This window comes from Halarchaeum salinum (assembly GCF_039520965.1).
GTDB lineage: Archaea > Halobacteriota > Halobacteria > Halobacteriales > Halobacteriaceae > Halarchaeum > Halarchaeum salinum.
In genome coordinates this window covers 17,091-28,844 of record NZ_BAAABL010000086.1, presented here as the reverse complement: position 1 = coordinate 28,844, position 11,754 = coordinate 17,091, and the positions used below count along the sequence as shown (strand labels likewise).

Sequence of the window (11,754 nt, the reverse complement as noted above, 5' to 3'; positions counted from 1 at the left end):
CAGACGGCGTCCAAATCCCCTGAAATCAGCGATACAATCCGCAGAGGGCGTCGGCGTTCAACGGAGCAAACTCAATCGTCGTTCCAAGCCCAGCTTGACGAACTCACACCACGCCAACGCCAAGCGTACGAATTAGCTCGTGAAAACGGCTATTACGAATGGCCGCGAGAAACGAGCGTCCAGGAACTTGCTGACGATCTGGGCGTCTCGAAAACGACGTTCCTCGAGCATCTCCGTTCAGCTGAGAACTACCTTCTTGACCCGCCTGAAACTCAAAGCCCCTCTGAGTAGCTATCCCCACCCGACTATAGTAGGGTGAGAGCCTTGCGGATTCTCTCTCTATCTGCCTCATACAGTCAGGAGCACTTCGCTCACTGAACTAATCCACACGACTAATATTGCATCTATGACAGAATACACCGGCAAGCAGTGGACTGAACTGTATCATAAGAACGCGAACGAAGAGGAACCCCTAATGCCGTCGGAACCGCTTCCGTTCGTGGACGAGATTACGGCGTATCTGAACGAATATGACCACGAAACCATCTTAGAGGCGGCCGCGGGTGAGGGTAGGAACAGCCAACGGTTCGTTACGTCCATCCCCGACCTCCACGCGTGCGACATTAGCAAAGAGGCATTGGAGGTCTGCACCGAGAGAACTGAGGGGGAGGTCACGACACGGGAGACCGATCTCCGGAATCTTCCCTACGACGATGGGCAGTTCGATGCAACGATTATGCTTGACGCGCTCACGCACTTGCGGGAAGTCGAGCTCGTCCTCCGCGAACTCATCCGGGTGACAACAGAAGGCGGCCATGTCATCTTCAATATGCCCGTCGAGGGCGACGACGCCGAGTCCACCAGTGAACTCCTTGCCGACTGGGGGGCGCTCAAAGAGTACGAGTATAGGAAGGAAGGGCACGAGGTGACGTATATGTTCATCGGGGAGCAGGATCGATTCACGACGCTACTGTCCTCTTTCGGACTTCAAATTGCGCAGGTCACGACGTGGGAATGGCGTGACCCACCGCACCCGCAGTATCGGCTTGAAGAACACGACCACAAGAACATCGTCGTCTACGCGCGGGTATAGAAACAGCGGAGCGAACTATGGAAGAACACAATCAGTCAGAGGAGACGGAGTTTAGTCGGGAGGGCCTGTTTGCAGGAGTCCGACAAAGTACCCCTATCGCACTGGGTGTATTCACCTACGGCATTGTCTTCGGGGTTCTCGCACGGCAGTCGTCACTCGGACTCAGTGAAGCTGTGTTGATGAGTGCCTCGGTCTTCGCCGCGTCCGCACAGTTCGTCGTCCTCGATCTCTGGGAGTCACCACTTCCGGTCATCGCTATCGTAGTCACAACGGTCGCGGTGAATCTTCGCCACCTTCTGATGGGCGCGTCGATTCAACCGTGGCTCAAACGCCTCACTCCCAAGAAAACCTACGGGATGCTGTATTTCCTGAACGACGAATCGTGGGGGCTGACGATGCGTGCCCGGTCGAACGGCGAGAACGACGCCGCGTTCCTTCTCGGAAGCGGCCTTATCGTGTTCGTCGCATGGGTCAGTGCAACCGTCCTCGGCGTCTCCGTTGGCGGGCTCATCGAGAACCCCGCTAAATACGGGCTGGACATGGCGTTTATCGCCGTCTATATCGCGCTCTTGGTCGGCGTGTGGGATGGGCGTGAGGATGCCGTTCCTGTTGGTATCGCAGCGTTGGTCGCGCTCGTCGCGTCTGTCATCATTGCGGGGAACTGGCACATCATCATCGGCGGCCTCACAGGAAGTATCGCCGGAGTCGTCAGGGATGAATATGCCTGAGATGCAGGTGAATATGGTTGCATTCGTCGCTATCGTTGGAATGGCTGTCGGAACGTATTTTACCCGGATTGGGGGCTATTGGTTAGTAAGCCGGGTTGATTTGTCCCCTCGGTTCCAAGCGTGGTTGAGCTACGTTCCAGGTGCAATCTTGGTGTCGCTCATCGTGCCCGAACTCGCAAAAGGTGGTCCCGCCAAGTGGGGTGCCGCGCTCGCCGCGCTCGTCGTCGCGTGGCGCTCCGGGAACATCCTCTACGCGATGCTCGCGGGAATCGGAATTGTACTACTCCTCCGTCATCTGCCAATGGCCGCGTGATGTCGACTCTCTCACTTCATAACACGCTACACAAGAGCGTACATGAAATCTTTCTTTAGCTCATCTCTATATGAATACTCTCCCTACGGCTTAAGTACCGACAAGTAAGATATGTAAACAATGAGACGGTGCCACCCGCTCCTTGCGACGCTGACGGCAGGCGGCCTGCCCTCGCAGAGCGGGTGGTCCAGCAAGCCAGCGACCTCTGTGAACACGAAGACCACCTCACACGAGTCGTTGCTGGTCTCGATCTCCCGCTCGTAGAGATTGACGACCAGTACGAGCGGACGCCGAGCCACGGCTACAACCTTGTGCCGATGCTGCGGCTGTTCCTTTACAAGTATGCAGGCGACTACAGCGACAACGAACTTGCCGACCGTCTCGACTCGTGGCAGTATCTCGAACTCCGCTTCGACCTCGACGGTACGCCGACGCAACAGACCCTCTCGTACACGTGGCGTTATCGCTTTGACGCCGACCTCTGCGAGCTGATAGTCGTCGCTGGCAAGGCCCTCCGACAGGAAGCCATCGAGCACGGCGTTATCCGCGACGACCGCGCGGACGCCGAAGTCGGGACTAGCCACGAGTTCGAGACAGGCGAGATTCCCGATAACCTTTCAGAGGCAAAAATCCGTGAGACAGTGCGGGCCGCCCGCCAGCACGTTTTCCCCGCGTTCGATACTGGACGTGCCTCGAACGCCCGATACAGTGACGAGTGCATTTTCTTGATGCAGTCCTACCTCAGTCTGGCGAACTGTGGGACTGCACAGGGAACGAAGCGATTCGCACGGATGAGCCGCCGCGACGAGACCCCACACAGCGACACCCATCTCCGGGCGATCAAGAAACTCGGGAAGCCCACCGGCTGCCAATCCACACTTACCGAGTACCGTGGTACTGGGCGCAAGTATCGGACTGAACCGTGGCAGCGCGTTTCCGAGGAGCTACAGGACGGCTTCAGCACGGCAGTCGGGAACACGATTGACACGATTCGGGACACGAAGCCGTTCCGCGAGCCAGTCGTCGCAGCCATCGACATCACTGACACGGCGTTCTACCCTTCACCGTGGGAAGACTACGACGAGGGCATAGCGAGAGACGACTTTCCAGCGCCCGTGAACGGCCTCAAAGAGCGAGGCAAACGCGGCTATCAGTTTTCGACGCTCACCATCGTTGGCGACAACATCCCACTCATCCTCGCCGTCGAACCGATTCGGGATGCATCCTACTGGGAGGATGACGACGTGGAGACGCGAAGCCGCGCTGAGGTCGTCGTGTGCTGTTGGAAGAAGCGAGCAAGCACGTGGACGTCCATCTCGTGATGGCTGACCGCGAGTTCGATGGCCATGACGTCCTCCACACGCTCGACAGCCACGACATCACCTACCTCATCCCCAAGCGCAAGTACGCCGACGATCTGGAAGGCGTCGCGAGGGTTGACGACCACCCGGTTGCGGACGTAGGTGTGGAACCCGACGTGGAGTTGGGCGTCGACGGCGAGGTGAGCCACGAGGTGAACTTCATGTACGTCCCCTCGACCGAGAAGGACGGCGATTATGCAGTGTTCCTGACGAACCGCGACGACGTGGTTCCCGAGGACGTTCGAGGGCTGTGTAACCGCTATAGTCGTCGGTGGGAGATCGAGAACGAGTACAAGCAGATCAAGAAGTTCCTCCCAACGATGGCCTCCACAGACTACCGCGTTCGGTGTTTCAACTTCCTGTTCGGGTGCCTGCTGTACAACGTGTGGCGGCTTGCAGACTATTTGTTGAAGTTGGATGTCGGGAAGCCGATTCGTGACGAGCCCGTGCTGACGACAGGTGAGGCCATTGAGTTGCTCGCCTGTTTCCTCGTTCCATACGGATAGCCGACGCTGGGTTCCTCTCGTGTTCTAGTCGGGTCCATAGCGATAGCTGTCGCGTCCGCTCTCGTTTTCGCGCCTTCCTGTTGACCTCTGAATAAGTAGGGAGCTACACTCACTAGTTGCCTCACTTCGTCGTCCCTGAATCACCCGCGAGATCGCCTGCTTTCGTTTGTAGATTCGCTATCCTCCGAAGTTGTGGTAGTTGAGACCGACCTTCTCAATGCATACGGGCTCATCTGGATGAGGTGTGAGCTTTGATTCAGGAATGTCTGAGTGAATGTGCTGTTCGGTAGACTGTTGGAGTGTAACGGTAGCTACTCTGGCTCGGTTGAAGAGATCCTGCTCATTCCAACGTAGAAAACTACTGTTAACACGATAGCCAGAACCAATCCTGCAACTATGGGGAAAATACCTGTCGGGTCTGGGCTGAGTATGAACGCACCTGAAAATCCAACGAACAACCCAAGTAAGATGGATACAAGACCCCGAACAAGCTGATGCATATTCCCCAATCGCGTCGAATATCAGATAAGGCTATTGTCCCAGATAATTCGTCGCCCTTCGATATAACATACTACTGAATCTACCGGACATACCAGACACTCATCACTCTACCAACATAAGTCTTCGTCCGTACCGCTTCGAGTGTCACTCCAAGTGATTGCAGCCAGCTGGTCAAGTAGTCCTGTACCAGTTGCAACACCGGTCTGTGTTCCGGTGGGTGATAGTACCGAATTAGCGTAGTGTAGTAGAATGGATAGACGGCAATTCTATCCTCTTTACACCAATAATACCGACAAGTTCCGATAGTTTGGATACTACTCATACGATAGGCGGTCCGCCAATATGAGCGAATATCGAGATAGTCCCTCTTCCGTCGACATTTAAGTTCTTCGTTGACGCAGAAGACGACGAGAGGCCCTCCACAATGCAGACGATCAACGAAATCCATATTGCGCCGCTGCGTTTCGAGTATGATCGCGTCCTCGGCGCCGCTGAACGCTATGGAATTGATACCATTTACCTACTTGAACACGAGGAGCGGGATACGGAACAGCCGGCGTACCACTCAGAGCTCGTCGACGAACTCAACGATATGGGGGTTACGGTGCGAACTCGAACAATCAACCTGTTCGACGTCTACGACGTGCTCGGTAGGGTTACGACACTCATCACCCAGCACGCCGACGACATTGTCCGTGTGAACGTCTCGAGTGGATCAAAACTCTCGGCGGTCGGTGCGACAATCGCGTGTATGGCGACGGACGCGACAGCATACTATGCATACCCGGAAACATACGCACACGACGGACGTGAGGAGCCAGTAAGCCACGGCTACGCCGAAGACGAAGTCCTCCCCTCGTATCCGATCGAATCACCAACAACCGACCAAGTCGCCGTGATGTCGTTTCTCGACGAGACGAATACAGGCGTCCATACTGCCAAGAAAAAAGACATCATCGAATACGCGGAAGAGAGCGCTCTCTCGTTCATCGCGGACAATCAACCAGCGAATGACAAAGCAAAGTTCGCGCTGTTGAACGCGAACGTCGTCGACCCACTCGTCGCGAACGGCTATCTCGCAATCGAGCGCGTCGGTCGACAAAAGCAAGTTTCACTCACTGAAACTGGCGAGGCTGTACTTCGCGCGTTTGAGCACAAACTCCGCTGTTTCGATTGAAGGCATCTCGGTAATATTGGCGCTGGCTACAGTACCGATATCGAAGTATTGAACACCTGATGGGATTGTACCCTTGATGGGGTAGCGCAGTCCCTGCTGACCGCCCTCCCTCCTGATCCACTTCGCACAAGCTTGGCTAAAGCACCTGGTCAGTGGGCATTCAGAGGGAGCGCACGAACTACACTCTAAAAATCCATAGACGTTACCGACAATCAGTAGGCAACCAACGATAACAAGCTCCTCTAGCTGAAATACCCGGATCTGTTAAACTCCTATCTGATAGATATCTTTCCCGGTAGAACAGCTGTTAGGTAAACTTGTGAACTGTTCGACAACTGTGCTCTAGGATGATCATCAAAGATTAATAAATCTTGAATAACAGACGTGAGTTATGGAAAAGCATCCGAAACCACAACAAGGGACGAACGAGATGTGATCTGGCACCGGGTAGGGGCATACTGGCTCTGTTGAAATCCTCAGAGAGTTACAGGTTCGCCCGGTAGTTTGACCGAATGCAGGCCCTCCCGAAGTCGCGGTTACTCCGGTTTGTTGAGCAGGCGTATCACTTGGCTCGGCGAGCTGTCGCTCGGTACTCCTCGAAGTTCTCGAAACGCCGGTACACACTCCATCAGCACATCGTTCTGCTGTGTCTCAAGGTTCGGAAGAATACAACGTACCGGACGCTTCTCGACGAACTCATCGAGATGCCCCGGATTCGGAGCGCCATTGACCTTGAGGAAATCCCGTCGCCCTCGACGCTGTGTAAAGCGTTCAATCGACTCAAAATGGCTGTTTGGCGAGTTCTTCTCAATCTCTCGGTCACACTCCTCCCGACCAACGGGGTCATCGGTATCGACGCCTCCGGGTTCGACCGGAGTCACGCCTCGAAGCACTACACGAAGCGAACGAAGTTGACGATTCAGCAGTTGAAAGTCACGCTTCTCGTAGACACGAGGTCGAATGCGGTTCTCGACGTACACGTGACGACGACGCGAAAACACGATTCGCGGATTGCGCCGTCGCTCATCAAGCGAAACACTGGAGAAGTAGCGATTCTCCTCGGCGATAAGGGATACGACGACCAGAAGGTTCGTGCGTTAGCTCGTGAGACTGGTGTTCGTCCGCTCATCAAGCACCGCGAGTTCTCGTCGCTTCACAAGGCGTGGAACGCTCGACTGGACGCCGATCTCTACGGACAGCGCAGTCAGAACGAGACCGTAAATTCTCGCCTCAAACGCAAGTACGGCGCATTCGTCCGCTCACGGCGCTGGTGGAAGCAGTTCCGTGAACTCGTTGTCGGTTGTCTCACTCATAACATCGACAAGGCACTCTGAACGTTAGATATGCTAGCTTTACCTAACAGGAGTTTCGGACTTTCTTCAGGATAAAGAAACTGTGGACCGCACAACTACTATCGATTAATACACGAATAGTTTGCTGAGCTCGCTTAACTGGACAGTCCCCTTTCAGTCATACTTCGTCCGTATTAGTGGAGTCGCCAGTACTCGGTCAAAGCAGATGGCTTAACCCAGCAGCGTCTCTTAGCGCGACTATGACCTACGAGAACCTCGACGCCGAGCTGATAAATGCCCTTCTCGGTGACGGACGGGCAAGCCTCCGGAGTCTCTCAGAGCAGTTGGACGTGTCAGTCACAACGATCTCGAACCACACAGACGATCTCGAACAGGATGGAATCATCACGGGTTACTCCCCAGTAATCGACTATGGGGAGCTTAGCTACGATGTGACGGCGGTCTTGCAGCTGAAAGCAGCGGGTGGAGCACTCCCCGATCTCGCCGAACGACTTGGTGCGCACGATCAGATGATCTCTGTCTATGAGGTAACAGGCAATTACGACATCATCGCCATCGGGAAATTCCGCGATACCGACCACATGAACGCGCTCATCAAGGAACTCCTCAGCGACGCCGCCATCGAGCAGTCCTCCACAAGCGTCGTCCTCAACGCCGCCGCCGAAAACGAGCAGTTCGAACTCGACGTCGAGTAACGCCTGAAAGCCTGTGTGAACCGATCTAGAGGTCGCGGGGCTGGACGGTCTTGCGACCGTTCGCCTCAGCACGTGCGGCGGCCTCCTCGAGGAGTTCTTCGACCTCCTCATCGATCGCCTCGTAGAAGTCGCCGGCGACGTTCTTCTCTGCTAGTGCGTCCTTGACTGCGGCTTTGACGACAAGATCCGACATACAGCGTCGGGTTCGCACGTCTCCCACTTATAACGAGGGGCAGACAGGGGGAATAAGAGTGAATCAGCTGATAAGAATACGAAGAGGGTTAATCTGCCGCTCGAGTACTATTGGACGAACCCTCCCCCCCCGTCATCGATGTGTAAATCGAAATGAGGTGAGGGGTTTCTCGTAGTAGAAACACCAATAGAAGTCGTTAACTCCTCTTAGGAAGCAAGAGAGTAACCAAGAAGGGATATTAGATATTATCTCCAAAGAGATTATTGTCTGACGAGGATTTAAGTAAAAGGGAGGGTTACCAAACCCGTAATGCAGATAATGAATATAGAAAGTTCAAAGAGAATTCTGTTGTTAGATATAACTACCTCCTAGGCCAGCTAGTCGTGTTTAGCAATAGACTGCATGGTGCAGCCTCTCCTCAGCTGATTACCCTCGTCTGTAATTTAGTCGCTCGCCCTCTAATTCTTGTATATCCCATCGATTTACACATCGATGGCGGGGGGGGGAGGGGGAATCCTTCGCCCTCCCATCTTCTTCCAAGTACTGATACAGATCCCTCAAGACACTCCCTGTGCCCTCACAGTTTACACATCGATGACGGGGGGTGGGTGAGGAAAAGATCGAGCTCGCTAGCTATTCTGGAACTCTCTCAGTTGTGCATTTACAACGGATCGCAGCAGGTCCGTCTGGCTCGAAATCGCCTCCAGTCGAGTATCCTCGACGATCCGGTCCATAATTGCGACCGGATCACCGGTAAATGTGAACTCCATATACATCCCACCACCGCGACCACGACTTTTTCTGGAAGTCGACACTAAACCATATGTCGAGAGTTCTTTGACGTACTTGACGTACGTTTCCCGAGTCATCTGATCCGCGTCTAACTCATCCGTAACCCACTGGTAAATCTTGAACCCGACTGGACTCGGCACGGAACTTCCCGTCTGCTTCGAGTACCGCGTCACAGCAGCGGTTGAGTACAGCGATATCTTCTTCTGAGTCGTCAGTCCCTCCACGAGCTTCAGGGATCGATCCTTGTCGATTTCTTCCTGTGACTCACGAACGTGGTCTTCACTGACTGCGTCATCGCCTCGTTCGTCGGCTAAGTCCCCCGCACCTCGGAATAGATCAATGGCTTTTCGAGCATCGCCGTGACTCTGGGCAGCAAATGCAGACACCAGGGGAATCACGTCGCCTTTGAGTGCGTCCTTCCGGAATGCGTCTTTTCGATTCTTGAGAATTTCACGGAGCTGGTTTGCGTCATAGTCCGGGAAGTAGACGTCGCGAGGATTGAATGAACTCTCCGCACGACCGTCGATGTCCTCCATGAATTTCGGGTCATTCGTCAGAGCCGCAACAGACACGCGCCCCTCAATCTCGTTCGTATTGCTCGCCCGTGAAAGCTGATAGAGTAATTTCGAGTATGCGGGTTCATCGTTCGCTCGCCGTCCCACCAACAAGTCGATTTCGTCGAGAATGAAGATGACCGAGTCGTAATTCTCGTTGATGAGCTCGTAGAGCCGACGGTACTTCCGCTTTGTGGACACTCCAGTCTCAGGAACGCCAACCTCTGAGTTCGTATTGCTCGCGACGGTTTGCACTAACTCGTAGACTGCTTGGTCAAGCGTGTTGATCGGCTGGCAGTTGATGTCTATGACCCCGAAACGTTCACCCTTCGACTTACAGAGGTCGATAATCTGGTGTGTTACTGCTCCGATTATGAGTGACTTTCCAGTCCCAGCGGGCCCGTACAGTAGCATATTCGGCGGCCGGTTGCCTTGTAGAGTCGGCTTGAGGTAGCTGACGACGGATTCGAGTTGCTCGTCGCGTCCGACAATCCGTTCTTCGTCGATGATTGTATCCGGCTCAACGAGATCCCTGTTGACGAAGACTGATTCTCTTCCGTCCTCATCGAACATCTCTCGTATCGTCCGCTGGCCGCTCTCGTCGGAACTCTCTTCCTCACCCCGCTTCTCTTGGGTCTCTGCTTCTCCTTCTGCAATCTCGTCAGTTCTCTGCATTCCACTGGGCGAGTCCTCGCTACTCTCTACTGTAGATTGATTTGCCCCACTGGAATCGCTACCGACCATACCCTCCGTGCAGGTCCAAGGCATAAAAAGGTTCACCTACTTCGATGTATTTATAGCCAGTATAAGCCCCCAGATACCGGTATTTCTGTATATCTTCTTCTCTGTATCCAACCTCCAACGAAGTGACTCTCTGCCCACTACTCCACACACCCCCCGTCATCGAAGTGTAAACCAACCCCTCACCTGTTCGCATCTTATTGAGTCAACTACATATTGTGAATACAGCATCTAATTCCACACACCCCCCGTTATCGATGTGTAAACGTTCACCTTCATATTAGAACTCTATCTAGTTAGCTGGGTCGTTAAGCTCTGCCATCTCTCTCAGCACACCCCCCGTTATCGAAGTGTAAGCAGACCCCTGTCATCGATGTGTAAATCGATATACGACACCCCCCGTCGTCGATGTGTAAAACCTCCCTATAACGCTCAAAAACCATCTAACTGGTTGTTTCACTCTGCAACAGGGTCGAAGACCGTATCGAGGAACACAGCGAGGACGTTCAGTTGAAGCAATCAACCTTGGACGAGACGTACAACCGCCGCACTGGAGTCGAACGAACCAACGAATGAACCACAGTCAGATTCGTGACGACCTCAACCAGTGCGGGCACTCCGCATCTAAACTGTGGAACGTCGGACGCTACTACATCCAACAACGGTGGGACGACGACAGTGAGATACCCGATGAAGCCGAGTTGAAATCGGAGTTGAAAGATCACGAACGCTATAGTGACCTCCATTCACAGTCAAGTCAGCGAGTTCTCGAAGAACTTGCTGAAGCGTTCACCGGCTGGTATAACTCCGACGACGGCAACAACCAGCCGGGCTACCGGAAATGTGGTGACCGACACCCACGCTCCACCGTCACGTGGAAGCAAAAGGGCATCAAGCACGACACGAAACACGGCCAACTCCGTCTCTCAAAAGGATTCAACCTGAAAGACGGACGGTCGGACTTCATCCTCACGGAATACGAAATCCGCCCCGACGTACAGGTAGAGAATATCCAGCAGGTGCGTGCCGTCTGGAACGGCGACCGTTGGGAACTCCACCTCGTCTGCAAGAAAGAGATTCCCGTCGGGGATGCACCCGGCGACAATACGGCAAGTATCGACCTCGGCATCAGCAACTACCTCGCCATCGACTACGAGGATGGTCCTTCGGAGTTGTATCCAGGGAACACCCTCAAAGAGGACAAACACTACTTCACTCGTAAGGAGTATCTGACCGAGAGCGAGAACGGGCCATCGAAACGTGCGTTGAAGGCTCGTCGGACCCTCTCCCGGCGCAAAGACCACTTCCTTCACACTCTCTCGAAACACATCGTTCAGCGGTGTGTCAGCGAAGGTGTGGAGAAGATTGGGGTTGGCGACCTCAGCGGCATCCGTGAGGACGAGAACGGCGACTCGCGGAATTGGGGTCGGTCAGGCAACAAGAAGTTGCACGGATGGGAGTTCAACCGGTTCACAAACCTGCTCGAATACAAGGCCGAGGAACACGGCATTCTCGTTGACCGGGTAGACGAGGAGAACACCTCGAAAACGTGTTCGTGTTGCGGGCAGATTCGAGATGCGAACCGCGTGGAGCGTGGGTTGTACGTCTGTGCGTCGTGCGAAACGCCGATGAACGCAGACGTGAACGGCGCAGTGAATATTCGGAGAAAGATAACTCAGAGTCCCCCGACTGGGGATATGAGTAACGGCTGGTTGGCACAGCCTGGAGTCTTCCTGTTCGACTGCGAGAGCGGCTGGTTCACACCGAGAGCATAGGCAGACTGCAAA

Annotated in this window: 13 protein-coding genes and 1 pseudogene; 11 read left to right on the top strand and 3 right to left on the bottom strand. The window is 54.3% G+C overall.

Annotated elements, in window-relative coordinates; genetic code table 11:
* The 6 genes from ABDZ36_RS13810 to ABDZ36_RS13785 all read left to right on the top strand — a co-directional run.
* The coding region (locus ABDZ36_RS13810; protein WP_343749359.1) for a helix-turn-helix domain-containing protein at positions 1-291 on the top strand (291 nt) is incomplete at its 5' end.
* A gap of 115 nt (positions 292-406) precedes the next feature.
* A complete protein-coding gene (locus ABDZ36_RS13805; RefSeq protein WP_188884454.1) occupies positions 407-1,093 on the top strand; it encodes a class I SAM-dependent methyltransferase in 687 nt (228 codons plus the stop codon).
* Positions 1,094-1,110: 17 nt separating this feature from the next.
* A complete protein-coding gene (locus ABDZ36_RS13800; protein WP_188884455.1) occupies positions 1,111-1,821 on the top strand; it encodes an AzlC family ABC transporter permease in 711 nt (236 codons plus the stop codon).
* On the top strand, positions 1,808-2,134 hold the full coding sequence (locus ABDZ36_RS13795) for an AzlD family protein (RefSeq protein WP_343749358.1): 327 nt from the start codon (positions 1,808-1,810) through the stop codon (positions 2,132-2,134). The genes ABDZ36_RS13800 and ABDZ36_RS13795 overlap by 14 nt, the downstream gene beginning before the upstream one ends.
* A gap of 182 nt (positions 2,135-2,316) precedes the next feature.
* Entirely contained in the window at positions 2,317-3,456 is a 1,140-nt protein-coding gene (locus tag ABDZ36_RS13790; RefSeq protein WP_188884457.1) for a hypothetical protein, read from the top strand.
* Entirely contained in the window at positions 3,456-4,001 is a 546-nt protein-coding gene (locus tag ABDZ36_RS13785; RefSeq protein WP_229871442.1) for a transposase, read from the top strand. Before ABDZ36_RS13790 ends, ABDZ36_RS13785 begins: the two co-directional genes overlap by 1 nt.
* Positions 4,002-4,312: 311 nt before the next feature.
* Here the strand turns inward: ABDZ36_RS13785 and ABDZ36_RS13780 are convergent, their stop codons facing one another.
* Positions 4,313-4,501 (bottom strand): hypothetical protein, encoded by a 189-nt coding sequence (locus ABDZ36_RS13780; RefSeq protein WP_188884459.1) that lies wholly within the window; start codon positions 4,499-4,501, stop codon positions 4,313-4,315.
* Positions 4,502-4,926: 425 nt separating this feature from the next.
* Between ABDZ36_RS13780 and ABDZ36_RS13775 the strand changes: the two genes are divergently transcribed.
* The 3 genes from ABDZ36_RS13775 (at position 4,927) to lrp (ending at position 7,687) form a co-directional block, all read left to right on the top strand.
* Positions 4,927-5,679 (top strand): HFX_2341 family transcriptional regulator domain-containing protein, encoded by a 753-nt coding sequence (locus ABDZ36_RS13775; RefSeq protein WP_188884460.1) that lies wholly within the window; start codon positions 4,927-4,929, stop codon positions 5,677-5,679.
* 512 nt (positions 5,680-6,191) lie between these two features.
* A complete protein-coding gene (locus ABDZ36_RS13770) occupies positions 6,192-7,013 on the top strand; it encodes an IS5 family transposase (RefSeq protein ID WP_188884461.1) in 822 nt (273 codons plus the stop codon).
* A gap of 218 nt (positions 7,014-7,231) precedes the next feature.
* The gene (gene lrp, locus ABDZ36_RS13765) at positions 7,232-7,687 is read left to right on the top strand and encodes an HTH-type transcriptional regulator Lrp (protein WP_188884462.1); all 456 of its coding nucleotides are present in this window, start codon (positions 7,232-7,234) and stop codon (positions 7,685-7,687) included.
* A 25-nt stretch (positions 7,688-7,712) separates the two neighbouring features.
* On the opposite strand, the gene ABDZ36_RS13760 is transcribed toward lrp, so the two are convergent.
* On the bottom strand, positions 7,713-7,880 hold the full coding sequence (locus ABDZ36_RS13760) for a DUF1931 family protein (protein ID WP_188884463.1): 168 nt from the start codon (positions 7,878-7,880) through the stop codon (positions 7,713-7,715).
* 629 nt (positions 7,881-8,509) lie between these two features.
* Entirely contained in the window at positions 8,510-9,799 is a 1,290-nt protein-coding gene (locus ABDZ36_RS13755) for an orc1/cdc6 family replication initiation protein (protein WP_188884485.1), read from the bottom strand.
* Positions 9,800-10,435: 636 nt separating this feature from the next.
* Here ABDZ36_RS13755 and ABDZ36_RS13750 point away from each other — a divergent pair.
* Positions 10,436-10,540: pseudogene (locus ABDZ36_RS13750) on the top strand (IS5/IS1182 family transposase); the annotation flags it as partial.
* Entirely contained in the window at positions 10,540-11,742 is a 1,203-nt protein-coding gene (locus ABDZ36_RS13745; protein WP_188884464.1) for an RNA-guided endonuclease InsQ/TnpB family protein, read from the top strand. The pseudogene ABDZ36_RS13750 and the gene ABDZ36_RS13745, both read left to right, overlap by 1 nt.
* Positions 11,743-11,754: the final 12 nt, after the last annotated feature.